This window comes from Paenibacillus sp. P4_E11 (assembly GCF_056401635.1).
Genome location: NZ_JBFUIX010000101.1, coordinates 1 through 18,725 on the forward strand (window position 1 = coordinate 1; position 18,725 = coordinate 18,725).

The following is an 18,725-nucleotide window of genomic DNA, read 5'->3' on the forward strand; positions in this document are numbered from 1 at the left end:
TTCATGTCCTGTGTGAGAAGCCGTTGGCGCGTACAGCTGATGAGGTGGATACCTTGATCGCAGCTTCGGTGAAAGCTGGCAAGCTGCTGACGATATTCCAGCAATCTCGCTATTCACCCGCTTTTCAACAAATTGTGGAGATCATTCGCTCTGGGGTTCTCGGACGTGTCGTACAAGCTAGTATTTCGTTTAACGGATTCTCGCGGAGATGGGATTGGCAGACCCTGCAAGCGAACAATGGCGGTAACCTGCTGAACACGGGTCCACATCCATTGGATCAAGCGCTGCAGCTATTCGGAACGGATTCGATGCCGGAAGTAACCTGCTTCATGGACCGTGTCAATACGTTCGGGGATGCTGAGGATTATGTGAAGTTGATTATGCACAAGCCAGATCACCCGTTGATCGATGTGGAAATCACTTCATGTGACGCTTATCCAACCGCGACCTATCGCATTCAGGCGCAATACGGCGGAATCAGCGGAACGGGGACAAAGTTGAACTGGAAATATTTCCGACCTGAAGAGGCACCTGAGCAGAAGCTGATCCGTACTCCCTTGAAACATGCAGACGGTTCCCCGGCGTACCCACAAGAGAAGTTACCTTGGGTGGAAGAGCAGTGGGAGCTGCCGGAAGATCAGCGAGATACACTCTCTTATGTGTGCCGCACGTTCTATGGGAAATTGTATGCGGCTATCGAGCGAGGGGAATCGCTGGATATTACTCCGCAGCAAGTCAAACAGCAAATCGCCGTCATTGAACAATGTCATCGCCAGAATCCATTGTCCAGGTTGTAATCATATAGACAAACACGAGGAGTGGTACCATGAATGAAATGAAGCTTGGCATGATCAGCTTAGATACGTCCCATGTCGTCGTTTTTTCTCAATTGTTGAACCAGAAGGATCATCCCTATCACGTCCCCGGCGGGAAAGTGGTAGTGGCCTATCCAGGAGGATCGCCCGATATGCATTCGAGCTACTCCCGCGTTGAAGGATATACGAATGAACTGCGCGACAAGTTCGGGGTGACAATTGTAGATTCCCCTGAGGCGGTTGCGGAGCAATGTGATGCAATTCTGCTGATGTCTGTAGACGGACGTGCACATCTGGAGCTGTTCCGGAGAATTGCCCCATACGGCAAGCCGGTATTTGTCGACAAGCCCTTTGCGACATCACTGGCCGATGCTCAGGCGATCGTCGACTTGGCGCGTCAATACAAGCTGCCTCTGATGAGCTGTTCATCCTTGCGGTATGCTGCCGGGCTGACGGAAGTATTGGAGAATACGAAGGAAGAAGATGGCGCGATCATTGGTGTCGATTGCTATGGTCCGACTCCACTAGAGCCGTTGATGCCTGGCTTGTTCACTTACGGGATTCACTCGGTTGAGATGCTCTACGCCGCAATGGGGCCGGGATGTGTAGAAGTTAGTACCCGTTCGAATGATGAATACGATCTGGCGGTGGGGATCTGGAAAGATGGTCGAGTCGGGACGGTACGTGGCAATCGGAAAGGGAACTTCCGCTTCGGCGCTCTGATCCATCGCGAGAAGAGCACGTCCTTCGCTGATGCGAGTGCGCATCCGAAACCTTACTATGCAGGCTTGTTGGAACACGTGATGACGATGTTCCAGACGGGCATTCCACCAATCCATATTGAAGAGTCGCTGGAATTGATTCGCTTTATTGAAGCATCTAATGAGAGCGCTCTGACAGGGAAGACCGTTAAGTTGTAAGCGGACCGCACATTGTAAGTCGGAAAAAGAGGCTGTCGATTCATTGTTGATGAAGGCAAAAAAGGCCGTTCCAAGTGAAAAAGGCCCCCTTTAGCTCAAACATCTTGAACCTCCCTTGATTGTATAAGGGATTAAGCGGTATGAAGGTTCAAGCCAAAACTCGCCGGGATCCTCTTTTTCACATTCCACTCCTTTGTTCACAATGAATCGACAGCCTTAAAAACTTCCTTGCAGCTCCACATTACGACCTCGCGCGGTTACTGGATACTTACGAATAATAGTTAAAACCCTCATTCTCGAGTGAATGAGGGTTTTCTCACGCAACAGGGTGTTGAAATATAAAATGTAGTTTCCAATATTTGTTTTCTGTAGTACATTTGTGATACATCAAGCCTCTCTGCCCCTAAACTGTAAGCAAGGAAGTGATTGATTGATTAAACCAGTGATAGTTGCAGGTATTTGCTTATCAGTTCTATGTGCATGTTCAAACCATCAAAAAAATATAACTATTATTGATTCTGTAGTGTCGGAAGGGATTAGTATTTCTGAGATTGTTTCTTCCACGGAAACTGAACTTGAAGGCATCAAGCCAGTAAGTTACAAACTCGATAGCAATGAGATCATAAGAGTGTATGACTTCGGTTCTATAGACAATCGGGAGCGGGGTCAGAAACAATTTCAGCAGAATCAGATGCTTCTCAGCTCCCATGCTCCAATCGTGTATCAGGTAAGCCAATATATGGTTCTATATTACAGTAAAGTGAATTCGAAAACGCAAACCCCAGCACTTAGTGAAACGCGATATGGTGTAACAATTCAGAAAGCAATAAAACGTATTCAATAAGAGTTTGAACGCAAATTCTGAAATAAACAGTTCGAAAAAGGAGGCGCAAGATGATTACAAATTCTAAGTCGTATGTCCAGTCGCAATATGGGGATTCATCGAATTTGGACATTCGAATCTTATTGCATGAGAAGTACAGTACGAACACCCAAGACTGGCATGAATGGGTTTTTGAACAAATGTCCTTCAAACCGGGKAGCACGATTATTGAATTCGGTTGCGGTACCGGGAGTTTGTGGATGAAGAACAAGAGTAAGATACAGGATGACTGGAGCATCACATTAACGGATATGTCGGAAGGCATGCTAGACAAGGCCAGTCAGATGATTGGCGAAGATCAGCCTATTTCCTATAGGGTCGTAGACATTCAAGCTGTTGATACTGAGTTGCATAGTTTCGATGCTGCCATTGCCAACCATATGCTATACCATGTGCCGAATCTGGACCAAGCATTAGCGGAGATTCAGCGGATATTGAAACCACAAGGTGTATTGTATACGTCTACGAATGGGCGGAATCACTTCAAAGAAATCTTCGATTGGGTGAGAGAGTTTGACCCTACACTACCTTTTTCTAATCCTTTGAACTACGTGCTATTTGGGCTTGAAGATGGTGAGGCACTGCTCCGGCGTTATTTTGCGAATGTGCAGTTGGTAAGGTTTCCTAGTCATTTGAGAGTTACTAGTGCAGATGATTTGGCGAACTATATATGCTCAATCGGAGCGGAGCTCAAGCCTGCTTTAGAACGTAAAGGGAGCTACGATGCTTTTATCCAATTACTGGAGAGCAAGAAGACTGAGCAAGGCTTTATTCCGATCACGAAAGATTCGGGGTTGTTTATATCCAGGAACTAGCCGGATGGTTGAGAAGATGGGTTAGTCGATGTTAAAGTATGTGCGGTCGATGAAACATGGTCTGGCCTGAAGCTCGTTATTCCAGTGAAGTTAAGGAAGTAGGTACTATGAAGGCGATCGGATTTGATTTGGGGGAAACGTTAATCTATTACAGCAAGGTGCCAGGAGGTAGCTTCAAGGAACATTTCCGGACTGCTCTCATTGGCGTATGTACGGAAATTGGCGTGGAGCCGGAAGAGCGGATGTTACAAGAGGGGGAGCGTATCCTGGCCCAATATAATACCCGAAGCTCTCCCCGGGAGCATGAGGTCAAGGACACGGACATCTTCAGACAATTACTAACGGCGTAGAATGTGGATAGTAAGCATGGGGCCCGTTCGGTTGAACGGTTTTTTGCCTATTTTCGAGAAGATGTGCAAGTATACGAGGAAGTGCCAGACGTGTTGATGAAGCTGAAGAGCGAAGGTTATAGGATCGGCATATTGACGGATGTGCCTTACGGCATGAACCGGAGCTTGGTGCTGCAAGATCTAGAACGGATTCAAGCATATGTCGATGTGGTGGTGACCTCGGTCGATGCGGGATACAGGAAGCCAAGAAGTGTAGGGTACATCATGTTGGCGGATCAGCTTGGCGTAAGTCCTTCGCAGATGGCATATGTAGGCAACGAAGAGAAGGATATTGTAGGTGCGAAGCGGGTGGGCATGTATGCTGTGCTGATCGATCGTATTGGGCGAGACGTTGGTTGGGGACAAGATGCTAGGGTCGAAGAGTTACGTACACTTCCACAGCTACTCCATGATAGGAATGCCTAAGATTCATATAAAATCACGGATCTCCTACTGCGGAAATGGCTTGTTCGATGTATAATTAGAAAAGTTTGTTCATTCAATTCAACGAGATGAAGGTGGAAGTTTGTGGAAGCGAAATATTGCATGTCCTGCGGGACTGAGATGGTATGGAAAGATGTTGACGGTGTAGAGCGAAAAGGGTGTCCCGAGTGCAGTTTCGTTCATTGGGGGAACTACAGTGTAGGGGTCGGGGCTTTGCTTGAGAAGGATGGCAAATATTTGTTAGTCCGCCGTGCGCAGAACCCGGGTAAAGGATTCTGGACGAATCCAGGCGGCTATATCGAGCAGCTGGAGCTGTTCAATAAGACGATTGAGCGGGAAGTGTTGGAGGAAGCAGGAATTGAAGCGGTTGTGAAGAGCATTGTTGCGGTAAGGGACCAGCCGAGAAGCATCCATAACGTCTATGTTGCCTTTGCCATGAAATATGTTAGCGGTGAACCCACTCCGGATGGTGTAGAGGTCGATGCAGCCGCATTCTTCAGTCCGGAGGAAATGGAAGGCTTGAATGTAGCGGGATTCACGCGTTGGCTCATAGATGTAGCGCAAAAGTCCGGGGAAACCGGAGGCCTGATGTTGGACGAGCAACCCATCGTTCCGCTGGAAGGCTACGGATTGTTCCGAGTATAAGTAGGAGGTAATCGCGTTGATAGGGAATGAAACAGGGAAGCATCCGTTATTGCAATCATTGGTGAACAAGTATCCAGAGCTGAAAGTGTGTGTACCGGATATTGAACTTGCGACGGAATTGTTGATGGAAACGTACCGTAATGGAGGGAAAACGTTATGGTGCGGTAATGGAGGAAGTGCCTCGGACAGTGAGCATATTGTCGGCGAGCTGATGAAAGGATTTATGTCCAGACGACCGCTCCCGGAGTCAGAACGCAGACGGTTCAAGGACATGTTCCCCGATGAAGGGGATTATCTTGTGGATCACTTGCAAGGGGCGCTGCAAGCGATCTCCCTCGTCAGCCACAGTGCGTTGATCAGCGCGTATGCCAATGACGTCTCGGCTGAGATGGTATTCGCCCAGCAGGTGTACGGGTATGGAAAGAGTGAAGATTCCGTTATCGGGTTAAGCACATCGGGTAACTCGGCCAATGTCGTAAGGGCTATGCAAGTAGCCAGGACAAGAGGATTGTCGACAATCGCTCTGACAGGGAGAAGCGGTGGCAAGCTGAAGTCGCTATGCGATGTCACGATCTGTGTACCGTGGGATTCTACGCCGGACATTCAGGAACGGCATTTGCCGATTTATCACACGTTGTGCAGATTGTTGGAAGAGGAGTTCTTTCCATCATGAGTCTATTAGCCGGTGTAGATATTGGCGGTACGAAATGTGCTATCAGCCTAGGCGTTGTTCGGGGGGATGATGTTGAAATTGTCGTCAAGCGTAGCTTCCCGACCGCTCCGGAGCCTGCGAAGGTCATCGAGCAACTGCTTCTCACCCTGGACGATGTTCTCCGCGAGCACGGTCAGGTTACACCAGATGCTATCGGCATTAGCTGCGGAGGCCCATTGGACAGCAGGTCGGGTATGATCCTGTCTCCCCCGAACTTGCCGTTGTGGGATCGCATTGATATCGTCACCCCATTCCGAGATCGATATCAAGTCCCCGTTGCACTGCAAAATGATGCGAATGCGTGCTCGTTAGCGGAATGGCAATGGGGGGCAGGGAAGGGTACGCGCAACATGATCTTCCTGACCTTCGGGACAGGCATGGGTGCCGGACTAATTCTGGATGGGCGGCTCTATGCCGGTACGAATGATATGGCAGGCGAGATCGGCCATATGCGGATGGAGGATGACGGTCCGATTGGCTTCGGTAAGGCAGGATCATTCGAAGGCTTTTGCAGCGGAGGCGGTATTGCTCAGCTTGCACAGAGTAAGGCGAAGATTAACCTGCAGGCCGGCAAGTCGGTTTCCTTCTGCAGCTCGGAAGAGCACTTAGCGGACATAACAGCTAGACTTGTAGGGGAAGCAGCAGAACAAGGCGATCCGTTGGCGCTGGAGATATTCGGTATCGTGGGTAGAAAGCTTGGACTTGCGCTTGCTATAATGGTCGATATGTTGAATCCGGAATGCATCGTCATAGGCAGTATATACGGACGTCAACGTTCCATCCTGGAACCAATCGTGCTGGAGCAGTTGGAACAAGAAGCGATTCCGCTATCGCTCTCGGTATGCCGCATCTTACCAGCGGGTTTGCAGGAGAATGTTGGGGATTATGCCAGCCTCTCTGTCGCTATGCACATCTTAAGAAGTTAATAGTAGGTTCAGATTCCTACAAGAAGAGCTACACTTCAGCACCCGTGGGGTGCTTTTTCTTAATCTAATAAAAACAAGTTAAATCGGCTGTAAGATTTGAAACAGGTATGGCATCCAGTATGGTAGAGGAGGTGCAGACCATGACTGTACACTTGTTGCGGCGTATCGGCGAGGAACAACGGCCCGAAGGAGAACCCAAGTCAATGGATCAGTCTGGTCAAATAAGTCAAGAAAATCTTGTCGAGAGAGCTCGCTCGGGAGACAGAGAAGCGTTCGGAGAGCTCGTGAGGCTGCACCGTGCCAAAGCACTTGGACTCGCCTACTCTCTGACCCAAGATAGTTTCCTGGCCGAAGATATTGTTCAGGAGGCGCTCATTCGTGCATTCATGTACCTTGGGACGCTCATGGATACGAACCGCTTCGCTCCCTGGTTGCAACGCATCGTGAGGAATCAGGCGTATATGAAACTGCGTCGGGGTGGGCCTCATGCCAAGGAAACACTCTTTTCCAGCTTCGGTAAGCCTGTATCAACTCGTGGAGGTAGGAACGAGGAAGGGGGGATGGAGGCGACGGATTGGACGGATATCGACCATATTCTGTTTCAGATGACGAAGCATGCTGCTGCCGATACTGAACAAAGGAACGATCCGATGGAAAGCTTGATGCGACGAGAAACTTTGCAAGGCTTGGTCGATCTGCTGGAATGCCTGACAAGGCGGGAGCGGAACATATTCGAAGCGTTCTTCTTTCGTCAGCTACCTCCATCTGAGATTGCAGCATTGTTCAGGACGACAACGGCCAACATCTATACCAGCTTGTCCCGTTCGAAGGTGAAGGTGCAGCGTGAACGTATCCACGTATCGCTGAGACAATTTGTCCACACACGTTCTGTGCTGGGGCTGCCTTCCCGAGCTATACTTACGCCGCCACCTGATTTTTGAGAATACAAGCTAGAGATGAAATTCTTATATTCGGAGGTTATTCATGGTTACTTTTAGTGATATTGTTGAAACTCGAGCATGTAAGCTTCATGCTTTCACACTTGTTGGTTATGAAGGTCAAAGCATGGATGAGGAGAAACACCTATTTAATCAACTCAACGAACATGCGAATGAAATTTCAGCCGTCAAAAGTGACAATCGGTATTTAGTCGTATTAGGGAAATTCATAGTTCCATTCGTTGCACTTGAAGTTACGGATGCCACGAATGTTCCCAGCTTGATGAAAGCATTAACGATTCCTGAAGATGAATATGTCGCCTTTAAATTCAGCAAGAAACACGTCGGTGATTTCTGGGCTACTGTATGTACCGCCGAGAATCAAAATCAATATAATATCGATCTTTCCAAACCTAGATTTGAAATATTCACTCCAGAGCTGCAGGATACTGGACTTCTTGAATGGTACATTCCAACAAAAACCAAGTAAGGCTACGTGTAAGGAGGTCTAGGCCATGAGCGATGGAATCCAGACGAAGAAGGACTGGAGCAAGACGTGGACCACGGCTGCTGCGGCGATCCACGGAGCCATTACGTATACGGATAAAAAGCATTTGTCGCTGATCGACGTGATGGGTCTGACTGGGCATGCGTTCCGCATCAACATTGATCCTGCACGTGTTGATGCATCCGGGCCAACATCGTTCCCAGGCGGGTATATACTTCGGCGTAATATGTGCAATCTTGGGTTTACTTGCAGCTTGGCTGATCCGTCAGTTCCAGTCACGCCGGATAAGTTGGAACGTGTCATCACGCTCATCCAGCAATCGATTGACCGGGGATTGCCGGCGATCAGCTGGGATTTGTTCCTCCCGGAATTCGGACTCATCTATGGGTACGACGATAATCTGCAATGTTTTCATGCTAAGGATGTGTCGAAGGACACTACATTAACTTATGCGAAATTCGCCGAAGCCAAATTCGTGTTATTCGCTGTTACGATTGGTGAAAGCTTGCCACAGACGAAGACCGAGAGTCTCCGCCTCGCCTTAGACATGATTGTGGACCATGCGAGAGGCCGGGAGTGGCAGCATATATTCGAGGATAAATACATATCAGGTCTAGCTGCCTATGATGCCTGGATCCGTGTCTTCGCCGAGCGTCGGGCTGATGAAGTTGGCAACGCTTTCAATACGGCTGTTATCGCGGATGCCAGACGTTTCGCTACCCAATTCCTGAAGGAACTCCCCGCTAAGTGGAGTGCGGATACTGGATTGGAGCGCAATGTGCGCAAACTGGCGATAGAAGCGGCTCAGCACTACGAGAAGGCAGCAGCAGCGCTATGGATCATGCATGAGATGTTTCCGTTCCCAAGAGGGGGAGAACCGAACGACCCGCATGAGGCTGATCGCGCCATTGTGTTGCTAGAACAGGCGAAGGATGCAGAAACGCAAGGGATTGCGACGTTGGAAAAGATGCAAAAGAGACTAAAAGAGTTTCCAGTGGATGAATGGATCAATTGATTTTTCAATTGGATGAGAAGGAGATGCGTATATGTTGGAATGTTCTATTGTCAAGAATGAAGAGACTCGTTTAGTTGGGGTTAGCTTTGCCGGTCCGGTACCGGACTCATTTCCTAAGGCTGCGATTCAATTGCATGAATCATTCTGGCCGAGGCGGTTCGAAATACCTGGTCGAGTGAAAAGCGATGTTCTGATCAGTCCGTTCCAGGATTATAATGAGAGTTTCGTCACCTATTGGGCCTGTTGTGAAGTAGAAGATGTGGGTGGCAATGCGATAGCACTCCCGCCGGGTATGCAATTAATCACCATACCAGCCCACGATTATGCGATGGTAACGTGCACGAATCAGACGATTGGAGAAGGATACACCCGATTAACGGACTGGATGAAACAACAGGGCTTTCAGAGAGTGGAACGAGCGTGCATGATAGAGAAGTATTATATTATGGAGCAGTCGGACGCAGGTGAAGCGATCGAGGAGCGTGTGGAGTTACTTGCACCCATTAAGCCGCGACCTGCGGAAACCTTGGTAGAGCGCATCGATGCCGTGTTCTTGCCAGTCGTCGATCTGGAAGCATCGGTGGCTTGGTATCAGGATGTGTTCGGGTTGAAGGTGCGTTGGCAGAATAATCGGATGGCGGGGCTAGCGGTTGGATCGAATGTCGGGTTCCACTTGGTCAAGGTGCGGGACTGGGTGCCAAGCGACAGCTATACGCCGATCAATCTCGCAGCGCGAGATGCGGAAGCCGTCCGGGCCAGATTGAAGGAGAAGCACGTACGGTTGTCCGATTGGCGTCCGGGCGATCCGGTTCGATTCGATTTCTGGGACAATTCGGGCAATATTATTTGCTTGATGCAATTGTAAAACTATTCAATTCGAGCCGAGTTTCCTGTACATTAAGGAGGATCGGCTTTTTTGTCGCTCGGGTGCAATTGTAAATCAAAAGGAGCCATGAACATTGAATTCGTGTGAGTATTGCAATATCCAGTATGAGCATCAGAAACTAGTTGCAGAGAACGAATATTGTATGTTCCTCATGCTGAACAATCCGGATATCGAAGGATCGGGAATCATGATCCCGAAGCAGCACCGGGAAACGGTATTTGATCTTACGGAGCAAGAATGGACCGCTACATACCAATTGCTGCAGGAAGTGAAAGCGTGGATCGACGATAAGTACAAGCCTGACGGCTATAACGTAGGGTGGAATTGCGGAACTGTAGGAGGACAGCATGTTTTTCATTCCCATATGCACGTAATTCCTAGGTACGCTGACGAACCCTATGCTGGCAAAGGGATCCGCAACTGGTTCAAGAGCACGGACAATCGGAGGGTGAATTCAGGCGAGTGAGCATCGTTACTTGGTATCCAGCTGTTGCTTGTGGGATCGGGAAGGGGACACAGATAATAAAGAAGAGGAGTGGGCGATACCGTGAAATTACAAGCCTATGAGCAGAAAAATGAGAGAATCAGACAAGCATTTCTGGAGAAAAAAAGAAACCAACCGGAGAAATTCCGGCAACGCTTGAATCTTTCCTGGTCCAACTGGGGTTTCGGGATGGAATCATTAGCCGATACAGCGCTACGGCTGCAACAAGCCGACATCCGCTATATCGAGTTGCATGGCAATCATTATGGCGCGGACCTGGGCTATAAGGCTGAGGAGACACTAGATATATTGCGTTCGCATAATATTCAAGTAGCCGGGGTATGCGGGATGTTCTCGGCAGACAACGACTTGTCCAGTAATCGGGCTTGGCACCGACAGGCAGCGGTCGATTATATTAAGCGAGAGCTTGCGTTCATCCAACAGGTTGGCGGGTCCTATATGCTAGTTGTACCAGGAGCTGTGGGCCGGGCAGCCAAGTATGATGTTATGGAGTTCGACCGTAGTGTGGAGACACTCAGGCTTGTTGCTGACTTATTCGTACAGCACGAGGTGAAGGCCGCAGTCGAGCCGATTCGTGCAGCTGAAGTAAGCCTCGTCCATACGATCGCGGATGCTCAGCGTTATATAGAAGCGGTGAACCGTCCCGGAATAGCCCATATCAATGCGGACGTGTATCACATGCAGCTCGAAGAATCACATATCGGTGAGGCGCTGCTCGCGGCTGGAGAGCAGCTAGTCAATCTGCATCTGGCAGACAGCAACCGCTGCGCGTTAGGCGAAGGCTCGCTTGATCTGGATACCGTGATCATGGCCCTGTACTTGCTCGAGTTCAACCGGGAAGGGCGATATGTCACACCAGAACCGCTAGGCCCGGGCGGAGATCCGTATCCGGCAATGTACGGGAAGCCTGACAAGCCATCGTTGGACCGGATGGTGAAGCAGACCGCAACCTATTTCCGCGAGCGGGAAGAAGTACTGCTGGGGTAAGCCATTACTTGCACAAAGAAGGAGCCTGAGAATCTCAGACTCCTTCTTTGTGCTATCGTATAATCGATAATGCATCCTACAACTTCCGCAGCATCGTAACAATCTCTTCCATGAAATACTCYGCCGCACCTTGTGCGAAAGGAGAGGTCATCACCTCGTAACCGCCTTGTGGGTAAGCCTCGGCGATTGGCAAGTAGCCAAGATGTCCGTTCGAGTAGCCGCTGAACAAAGTGACAGGGAACGGAGAGTGGAATTTGATATACAACCCGATCTCCACGAAAGGTTCGAGTGGTGTCCCGATGAGGACCATTTCTCCGATCCGAAGGATTTGCACCTCGATATTCGTATGCGTCATTCCGTTATATTTGCGCGATGTATCCCAAGCCAGGAAAGCCCGTTTCACTTGGAAAGCAATTTGACTGATCTCGTCATCACTGCCGCCTTCAGCTTGCAGTCGGGTTAGCTCTTCCGATACTTGCGTATAGTGAGCTTCCGCTTCATCCAACGGAGTCAGCTTCTTGAGCGGCAACGAGATGGAGGTGTTGTAAGTCTGAATATATTGATCAGTCATAGGCTTGGTTGTGCGGAATATGCCAAGCGATGCCCCGGATTCCGTAACGCCCTGAAACTCATGATGAAGCGCGTTCGCTCCGAGTTCCAGCGACACTTTGACCGCTTCTGCACCAATGATCGTTCCGATCCGCTTCGTCGCGGGGAAGTTGTCGAGGAAGCCCTCAGGCCCTGGTCCAATATTACCGGTTGCCCCTTGCAGGAAGACGCATATACCCCCCGAGTGATGCTCGACTACACGCTTTGTTACACCTGGATAATCCGGGCTGTGCAGCTTGTACGTATAGCCCAGCGTCGTTGGATGGCAAGAGTAATGCACGATCGTAGCTACAACTTCGCCACCCGCGTCATCGAATCGAACCACACCGACAGCAGGGTCCGTAATACCGAGCTCATTATAGCCAGTGATGACACGTCCGGATTCTAACATCTGACGGCGGTTTTTACCTACGGAACAAGCCCCCAGTCCAGCTTCCACCGTGACCACAACCCGATTCTGCTTCGCTTCCAAGGCCGCATCAACCGATTGGGTCAGCATGTATTGGAAGTACGCTTTCCTGGCTTCGGCTCCGGACTTGTAATAATCGCTCCAGAAGATCGGTCCTGAGTGCGCATGTGTGACGGACAATCGGATGTGCTCGACTTCAATGCCAGTAGCATCGGCAATCGCTTCTCGAACCTCATTCGATTGATCGATCAGGAACAGACAAGCATCAATGTCAATGATAAGTGAATGGGACTTCCCATCGGTCATATATAAGGCGGTTGTGAACAGATCGGACTCAATGCCTTCAGCAAAAATATGCGTCTGCGCGCCCCAACCAGCATGTGGCACATCGAGCGACGGATTAATATCTTTTCTGGCTACACCGATTTGAATCAATGGAATACATCTCCTTGGATGTGGAATATGGAATGAATCTTATCCCCGACCTACGATAGGAGGGACGAATACGGCTTCCGCTTTGTTGTTTGCTCTCAGGAAATCGAAGTCACAACCTTCTGAAGCTTGCAGGACGTGGTCTGCATATAACTTCGGATACCCACGAACATGTTTGGGTGTTGGCTTGACCCAAGCTTGCATACGCGCTTCCAGCTCCTCCGACTCCAGCATCACATTGACGGTTCCTTGAGGAACGTTCAGCTCGATGATGTCGCCAGTCCGAACAATCGCGAGCGGCCCGCCGGCTGTCGCTTCCGGGGCGACGTGCAGCACGATCGTGCCATAGCTTGTTCCGCTCATTCTCGCATCGCTCAAGCGTACCATGTCACGCACGCCTTGCTTCAGCAGCTTCCGCGGAATCGGAATCGCTCCCCATTCCGGCATGCCTTCAGCTACAGGACCGCAGTTGCGCAGAATAAGCACGGAGTCGGCGTCGACTTCAAGCTCGTCATCATCAATGCGTTCGAGCATCTCTTCATAGCTGTCGAATACGACGGCAGGACCGCGGTGGATGAGCAAATGCTCTGAACTAGCCGACAGCTTCAATATTCCGCCGAGCGGACTTATGTTGCCGCGCACGATGGCGATACCGGACTGTTCCATAACGGGTTGGTCGAGGGGATGAATAACCTCGGACAGTTCCGTTGGAACTTGACTGTAGATTTCTCGAATCGTCTGACCTGTAGCGGCCAGACAATCTCCATTCAAGATCGGTAACAGCTCGCGGATCACGACACCTAGTCCACCGGCATGGAAGTAATCATCCATATTGAATTCCCCGCTTGGCTGCATATTAACAAGCAGCGGGACCCCTGCTGAATGTGTGGCGTAATCATCAAGATGGATAGGAATGCCCAGTCTGCCGGCGATAGCCGTCAAGTGAATGATGGCATTCGTTGAACCTCCAAGCGCAGAGAGAAGCTTCATCACATTCACGATCGATTCCTCCGTAATGAGCTTGGATGGGGTCAAGTTCTCATGAACCATCGCTACAATACGTTGGCCGGTCGCTTCGGCTGCGGCTTTGCGGCCGGAGTGGGTGGCAGGAATGCTGGACGTTCCCGGCAGCATCATGCCCAGCATCTCGGAGACGCTCTTCATTGTGGACGATGTCCCCATGACCGGGCAGCCTCCGAGGCTACAGGAAATGCACTTTTCTAATTCATTCCATTCCTGGTCTGTGAGCAGTCCAGCCTTGTAATCATCGATATATTTCCAAGTGTCCGTCCCGTAGTTAACCGTCTTCCCACGGAATACACCAGGAGTCCGATGTCCAGCTGCTAATTGAAGGGATGGCAAGTTGCAGCTCGCTGCGCCCATGAGTTGAGCGGGTGTAGTCTTGTCGCATTCGCAGAGCATAACGACACCATCGATCGGCAACGAACGTATGGATTCTTCAACATCCATCGCCATTAAGTTGCGGTAAGGCAGGTCGGACGGCTTCATGAAATCAGCAGGGGTCGTAATCGTATGCAGCTCGATCGGATAACCGCCGGCTAGCAGGACGCCTCGCTTCACATATTCCACAAGCTCTTTGTGCGGATAATTGCAACTGTTCAGGTCATTCCAGGAATTGAATATCCCAATCATTGGTTTACCAACGAACGATTCGGGAACGTGTCCCATTGCTCGCATCGCGGAGCGGTGTTGGAAGGAGTTGTCTACTGCGCCACGGAACCATTCTTCGCTGCGTAATTTCGTTGTCATGTTTAGTCATTTCCTCCCGGAAGTGGAGTAGTGTGGTAGCCAAGATCGCGTGAGATGTTCATCGCGGTCTGTTTCACTTGCTCGCCAATCTTCATAAATTTAACGGCAGGCAGATCCTTGCTTAACGCCGTGATGCTCATGGAAGCGACGATGCTGCCTGAAGCATCACGAATAGGGGCGCCAATACAGCGAATACCGTCCTCGAACTCTTCGTCCTCCAAGGAAAACCCGTGTTCACGTACAAACTTGATGTCATCGAGAAACTGTTCCGGTGAACGGATGCTTTTCTGAGTAGAGCCGCTCATCTCGCCAGGTAATACTTGCAGCAGTTCCTCATCCGTCATATCGGAGGCTAAAGCTTTGCCTACACTGGACTGGTACAGTGGCTGGCTTTGGCCAACCGCTGTTGCAAACCGGACGAAACCTGATCCTTCGACTTTGTCGCAATACACTGATTTGTTATTTATCATCACGGCCAGGTGTGAGGTGAAAGGAGTGTCCTCAACAAGCTGGCGCAGGTGAGGGCGTGCAATCTGAACCAGATCCATAGAATTCAAGTACCGGTTCCCCCAACGGAGAACGCCTGCACCTAGACGGTATTTGCCATCTGGTGTCTTGCTTATGATCTGGTGCTGTTCTAATGTGTTCAGGATGACGAAGGTTGTCGTCTTGGGTAATTTGAGCCTTGCATGCAAATCGCCAATCGAGAGCTCTTCATCCGACAGCGCATTAAGAATCAGAATCGATTTCTCCAGTGCGGGTACAGAGTAATCCTTCGTTCCTTGGGCCATTACAGATCACCTGCATTCGCCATATGTCCGCCGTCTACGACCAGAGTGGTGCCGGTAATATAGGAAGCTTCATCCGAGGCCAGAAATAAGAAGGCGTTCGCTGTTTCTTCAATGGTACCGAGGCGGCGCATAGGTGTTCTTGTGGTCAGATCGAGCGGATTTTCTTCCTTCGTCTTCAGCTCACGATCGAGAGGCGTATCGATGAATCCAGGCGCGACCGCATTAACCCGAATGCCGAATTGTGCGAGATCAACCGCCATCGACTGGGTCAACAGGACGACTCCGCCCTTGGATGCATTATAGTGCGCAAGCATTGAGCTGCCTGCTAGGCCGTTCTTGGACGCCATATTCACGATAGACCCGCTAATCTTGTGCTCGATCATTTGTTTACTTATCGTCTGGCTTAGGAGGAACATAGCATTCAGATTCACATTGAGTATATCGAGCCAGCGTTGATAGGGGATAGCCGTGAACGGCTCGCGCACCGCAATGCCAGCGTTATTGATCAGAATATCGATCCCACCCAAAGTGTCCCAGGCGAGCTTCGCGGTCTGTTCCACTTGCTGCGGGTCTGCCAAATCACATATCGCATAATGAACGCGATCTGCTTCTCCAGTTGCTGACGATTGTGCTTCGTTCTTAAGCTGCTGAGCGGACTTAGCCAACTGTTCCTCGCGTAGATCAACGATAAATACGCTCGCCCCTTCTTGAAGAAATCGGGTAGCCACGCCAAGGCCGATGCCTCTCGCACCGCCCGTTATTAATACTCGCTTTCCATCTAATCGCATTACGTTGTCCTCCGGTTCCGGTTCTTAGTAAAGTCAGGGAATTCGATCGGTTTGCCGTTGCCTGCAACGGATTGCATGGACAAGGGGAAGATCGAGCTCCATGTAACGGCATCATAGACGTCGATGGCTGGAGGACGCCCCTCCAGAATGGAGCGGACGAACTCGTCGATAACGAAGAAGTCACCACCGCCGTGGCCAGTCTGCTCCGCTTCATTCAACCATTTCTTCCATAGGGGGTGCTCATACTCATCTCGGTACGTCCATAGCGATTCCCATTCTGCCTTGGACTGACCGGGTAGATCTGTTGAGAATCCAGGCGAGCGTCCTTCGATCCACACAAGTGGATCCTCGTGGTCGTGACGAGCGGCCAAATAAGCGCCTTTCGTACCCTGCAAGCCATAATGGGTCATGTTGTGAGGTCGGCTGGATACCCAATCAACCCGTAAGGAGATGACGACACCTTTCTTCGTACGGATCGTCGTAATAGACGAATCGCCTTGCTGCCAATAGGACGCTTGCGCTCCAGGGTGGCTGTCGCCAAAATGATCCTTATAATACATCGGCATAGAGCCGTTGCGTGTCGTATATGTGCTCATCACATCCAGCGTGTCGCCGCGATTAATGCCTAGCCATTGAGCCAAGGGCCCCAGAGAGTGAGTAGGGTAGTTCATCCCGTTCACATCACGTTGCAGCATGCCACGCCATGTTAGCTCTCCGTCTTCGTAATGAGTCAAGCGGCGTACATCATGTAAATAAGCGCCTTCTACAAATGTAAGCTCTCCGAAGACACCTTGACTAACCATATTCTCAATCATTTTATTAGGCCGCATATAGCAGTAGTTCTCTGCCATCATATAGGTCATGCCTGTTTGTTCAACAGTTTCTACAAGCTCCCATGCATCTTCCAACGTATGAGCGGCAATGACTTCACTTAATACATGCTTGCCTGCGCGCATTGCCTGAATGGCTTGTTGGGCGTGAAACATGAGCGGAGTAGCGAGTAGAATAGCGTCTACTTCCGGATCTTCGAGAAGTGCATTGTAATCATTGTAAGTCCGCACATCGGGATACATGAGCTTCCAATCATTCAGCAAGCGTTCATTCAGTTCACATACAGCAGTCAAGCTTACTTGCCCAGATAGCGCTGTCAATGCGTGTTTGAAATGCGCCCCGCGTCTTCCGCCAACGACAGCAAGACGAACCGTTTTCAAGGGAATGGTCATCTCATTACTCACTCCTTAATCTCGCTTCAATATATTGAATAGCTTTTAAAAACACTTTACAATTGATCGCCTGCGACTGTCAAACTGTTTTTGATGGCCGTTCCGTGATTGTTTAAGAGGTGTGCATAATATAAGTATTGACGGATAAAAAACAGATTCATATAATTACATTATCAATGTTGTGAATGGTATTCAACATATTGAACTAATCAATGATTTACAACCACAATCAGGAGGTTATCATGAACAAAAGCCAGCAAATCCATGAAGAAGCTAAGAAATATACACCAGGCGGTGTGCACACTTCCATTCGTAACGTGAATCCGTTCCCTGTGTTCACTAAAGGCGAAGGCGCGTATATCTATGATGCCGATGGAAAAAAATACATTGATTACCAAGCTGCCTTCGGACCATTCATCTTGGGACACAATCATCCCTATGTGAATAACAAAGTCATCGAAGCCCTCGGACGTACCGATCTGTACGGTGTGGGAACGACCGACTTGGAAGTGGATTGTGCGCGTAAGATCTGTACACATGTGCCTTCCGCTGAACAAGTGTTGTTCTGTAACTCCGGTTCCGAAGCTACTTATCACGCGATTCGTCTTTCCCGCGCAGTTACAGGACGGACCAAGCTGATTAAGTTCCAAGGCTGCTACCATGGCTGGCACGATTACGTAGCCCGCAACATGCTCAGCGCATGGGATATGATCGGCAAGCGTGATCCTGGGTCAGCCGGGATGATGGATGAGGCGATCGACAATACGCTCGTCTGCACATTCAATGATCTGGACAGTGTCGAGCAAACATTGCGGGACAACAAAGATCAAGTAGCAGCATTGATCGTAGAACCAATCCCGCACAACATTGGCTGTATTATGCCAGAGCCGGGATTCCTTGAAGGGCTTCGAGAGCTTTGCACCGCGAATGGCGTTGTTCTTATCTTTGACGAAGTCATTACAGGCTTCCGTCATGATGTAGGTGGTTATCAGAAAGTTGCTGGCGTAACGCCGGACATAACTACGATGGGGAAAGCGATGGCGAACGGATTCCCGATCGCAGCGATTGCGGGCAAGCGGGAGTTGATGCAGCGCTTCAACACCCAGCCAGGCGGAGATGTATGGTTCGCAGGAACATACAACGGTCACGCCGTAGGAACGGCTGCAACGATTGCTACAATTGAACTGATGGAGAATGAGCCGGTTCACGAGCACGTATTCCGTTTGGGGGAGAAAATGCGCAGCGGCATTCGTGAAATTCACGAACGTCTTGGCGTAAATGCGATTGTAGCGGGCTTCGGTTCGGTATGGACAAC

General features: G+C 49.9%; 21 protein-coding genes. 16 read left to right on the top strand and 5 right to left on the bottom strand.

The window, feature by feature from the left end; translation table 11 throughout:
- The 15 genes from AC1DWB_RS26570 to AC1DWB_RS26640 all read left to right on the top strand — a co-directional run.
- The coding region (locus tag AC1DWB_RS26570; protein WP_477544114.1) for a Gfo/Idh/MocA family protein at positions 1-797 on the top strand (797 nt) is incomplete at its 5' end.
- A 29-nt stretch (positions 798-826) separates the two neighbouring features.
- Entirely contained in the window at positions 827-1,735 is a 909-nt protein-coding gene (locus tag AC1DWB_RS26575; RefSeq protein WP_477544115.1) for a Gfo/Idh/MocA family protein, read from the top strand.
- A 430-nt stretch (positions 1,736-2,165) separates the two neighbouring features.
- On the top strand, positions 2,166-2,579 hold the full coding sequence (locus AC1DWB_RS26580) for a hypothetical protein (protein WP_477544116.1): 414 nt from the start codon (positions 2,166-2,168) through the stop codon (positions 2,577-2,579).
- A 50-nt stretch (positions 2,580-2,629) separates the two neighbouring features.
- Positions 2,630-3,433, top strand: a complete 804-nt coding sequence (locus tag AC1DWB_RS26585; protein ID WP_477544117.1) for a class I SAM-dependent methyltransferase — start codon at positions 2,630-2,632, stop codon at positions 3,431-3,433.
- Positions 3,434-3,540: 107 nt separating this feature from the next.
- Positions 3,541-3,783, top strand: coding sequence for a hypothetical protein (locus AC1DWB_RS26590; protein WP_477544118.1), 243 nt, complete (start codon positions 3,541-3,543; stop codon positions 3,781-3,783).
- Positions 3,784-3,786: 3 nt separating this feature from the next.
- A complete protein-coding gene (locus AC1DWB_RS26595; RefSeq protein ID WP_477544119.1) occupies positions 3,787-4,248 on the top strand; it encodes an HAD family hydrolase in 462 nt (153 codons plus the stop codon).
- A gap of 102 nt (positions 4,249-4,350) precedes the next feature.
- The gene (locus AC1DWB_RS26600; RefSeq protein ID WP_477544120.1) at positions 4,351-4,911 is read left to right on the top strand and encodes an NUDIX domain-containing protein; all 561 of its coding nucleotides are present in this window, start codon (positions 4,351-4,353) and stop codon (positions 4,909-4,911) included.
- Positions 4,912-4,927: 16 nt separating this feature from the next.
- Positions 4,928-5,584 carry a D-sedoheptulose-7-phosphate isomerase gene (locus tag AC1DWB_RS26605; protein WP_477544121.1) on the top strand — a complete coding sequence of 219 codons (657 nt, stop codon included), beginning with the start codon at positions 4,928-4,930 and terminating at the stop codon, positions 5,582-5,584.
- The gene (locus tag AC1DWB_RS26610; protein ID WP_477544122.1) at positions 5,581-6,549 is read left to right on the top strand and encodes an ROK family protein; all 969 of its coding nucleotides are present in this window, start codon (positions 5,581-5,583) and stop codon (positions 6,547-6,549) included. The genes AC1DWB_RS26605 and AC1DWB_RS26610 overlap by 4 nt, the downstream gene beginning before the upstream one ends.
- 140 nt (positions 6,550-6,689) lie before the next feature.
- Positions 6,690-7,490 carry an RNA polymerase sigma factor gene (locus tag AC1DWB_RS26615; protein WP_477544123.1) on the top strand — a complete coding sequence of 267 codons (801 nt, stop codon included), beginning with the start codon at positions 6,690-6,692 and terminating at the stop codon, positions 7,488-7,490.
- Between the two features lie 43 nt (positions 7,491-7,533).
- Positions 7,534-7,977, top strand: coding sequence for a GyrI-like domain-containing protein (locus tag AC1DWB_RS26620; RefSeq protein WP_477544124.1), 444 nt, complete (start codon positions 7,534-7,536; stop codon positions 7,975-7,977).
- A 25-nt stretch (positions 7,978-8,002) separates the two neighbouring features.
- Entirely contained in the window at positions 8,003-9,010 is a 1,008-nt protein-coding gene (locus AC1DWB_RS26625) for a hypothetical protein (RefSeq protein WP_477544125.1), read from the top strand.
- Between the two features lie 31 nt (positions 9,011-9,041).
- Positions 9,042-9,875: an effector binding domain-containing protein gene (locus tag AC1DWB_RS26630; RefSeq protein WP_477544126.1), complete on the top strand. Its 834-nt coding sequence runs from the start codon at positions 9,042-9,044 to the stop codon at positions 9,873-9,875.
- A 94-nt stretch (positions 9,876-9,969) separates the two neighbouring features.
- Positions 9,970-10,362, top strand: coding sequence for an HIT family protein (locus AC1DWB_RS26635; protein WP_477544127.1), 393 nt, complete (start codon positions 9,970-9,972; stop codon positions 10,360-10,362).
- 81 nt (positions 10,363-10,443) lie between these two features.
- Positions 10,444-11,388: a sugar phosphate isomerase/epimerase family protein gene (locus AC1DWB_RS26640; RefSeq protein ID WP_477544128.1), complete on the top strand. Its 945-nt coding sequence runs from the start codon at positions 10,444-10,446 to the stop codon at positions 11,386-11,388.
- 76 nt (positions 11,389-11,464) lie between these two features.
- Here AC1DWB_RS26640 and AC1DWB_RS26645 read toward each other — a convergent pair whose 3' ends face one another.
- From AC1DWB_RS26645 to AC1DWB_RS26665, 5 genes are read right to left on the bottom strand one after another with little or no spacing between them, the layout of a single operon-like run.
- Positions 11,465-12,841 carry a neutral/alkaline non-lysosomal ceramidase N-terminal domain-containing protein gene (locus tag AC1DWB_RS26645; protein WP_477544129.1) on the bottom strand — a complete coding sequence of 459 codons (1,377 nt, stop codon included), beginning with the start codon at positions 12,839-12,841 and terminating at the stop codon, positions 11,465-11,467.
- A gap of 39 nt (positions 12,842-12,880) precedes the next feature.
- Positions 12,881-14,608 carry a dihydroxy-acid dehydratase gene (locus AC1DWB_RS26650; protein WP_477544130.1) on the bottom strand — a complete coding sequence of 576 codons (1,728 nt, stop codon included), beginning with the start codon at positions 14,606-14,608 and terminating at the stop codon, positions 12,881-12,883.
- A gap of 2 nt (positions 14,609-14,610) precedes the next feature.
- On the bottom strand, positions 14,611-15,399 hold the full coding sequence (locus AC1DWB_RS26655) for an IclR family transcriptional regulator (RefSeq protein ID WP_477544131.1): 789 nt from the start codon (positions 15,397-15,399) through the stop codon (positions 14,611-14,613).
- Positions 15,399-16,187, bottom strand: a complete 789-nt coding sequence (locus tag AC1DWB_RS26660; protein ID WP_477544132.1) for an SDR family NAD(P)-dependent oxidoreductase — start codon at positions 16,185-16,187, stop codon at positions 15,399-15,401. The genes AC1DWB_RS26655 and AC1DWB_RS26660 overlap by 1 nt, the downstream gene beginning before the upstream one ends.
- Positions 16,187-17,410: a Gfo/Idh/MocA family protein gene (locus tag AC1DWB_RS26665; protein WP_477544133.1), complete on the bottom strand. Its 1,224-nt coding sequence runs from the start codon at positions 17,408-17,410 to the stop codon at positions 16,187-16,189. The genes AC1DWB_RS26660 and AC1DWB_RS26665 overlap by 1 nt, the downstream gene beginning before the upstream one ends.
- 242 nt (positions 17,411-17,652) lie before the next feature.
- On the opposite strand from AC1DWB_RS26665, the gene AC1DWB_RS26670 reads away from it, so the two are divergent.
- A partial coding sequence (locus tag AC1DWB_RS26670; protein ID WP_477544134.1) for an aspartate aminotransferase family protein occupies positions 17,653-18,725 on the top strand: 1,073 nt, incomplete at its 3' end.

Bases quoted from the DNA above. Each gene is read 5' to 3' on its own strand.
- AC1DWB_RS26575 (WP_477544115.1), top strand. From the start codon at position 827: ATGAATGAAATGAAGCTTGGCATGATCAGCTTAGATACGTCCCATGTC.
- AC1DWB_RS26590 (WP_477544118.1), top strand. From the start codon at position 3,541: ATGAAGGCGATCGGATTTGATTTGGGGGAAACGTTAATCTATTACAGC.
- AC1DWB_RS26610 (WP_477544122.1), top strand. From the start codon at position 5,581: ATGAGTCTATTAGCCGGTGTAGATATTGGCGGTACGAAATGTGCTATC.
- AC1DWB_RS26615 (WP_477544123.1), top strand. From the start codon at position 6,690: ATGACTGTACACTTGTTGCGGCGTATCGGCGAGGAACAACGGCCCGAA.
- AC1DWB_RS26620 (WP_477544124.1), top strand. From the start codon at position 7,534: ATGGTTACTTTTAGTGATATTGTTGAAACTCGAGCATGTAAGCTTCAT.
- AC1DWB_RS26625 (WP_477544125.1), top strand. From the start codon at position 8,003: ATGAGCGATGGAATCCAGACGAAGAAGGACTGGAGCAAGACGTGGACC.
- AC1DWB_RS26630 (WP_477544126.1), top strand. From the start codon at position 9,042: ATGTTGGAATGTTCTATTGTCAAGAATGAAGAGACTCGTTTAGTTGGG.
- AC1DWB_RS26650 (WP_477544130.1), bottom strand. From the start codon at position 14,608: ATGACAACGAAATTACGCAGCGAAGAATGGTTCCGTGGCGCAGTAGAC.
- AC1DWB_RS26655 (WP_477544131.1), bottom strand. From the start codon at position 15,399: ATGGCCCAAGGAACGAAGGATTACTCTGTACCCGCACTGGAGAAATCG.
- AC1DWB_RS26660 (WP_477544132.1), bottom strand. From the start codon at position 16,187: ATGCGATTAGATGGAAAGCGAGTATTAATAACGGGCGGTGCGAGAGGC.
- AC1DWB_RS26665 (WP_477544133.1), bottom strand. From the start codon at position 17,410: ATGACCATTCCCTTGAAAACGGTTCGTCTTGCTGTCGTTGGCGGAAGA.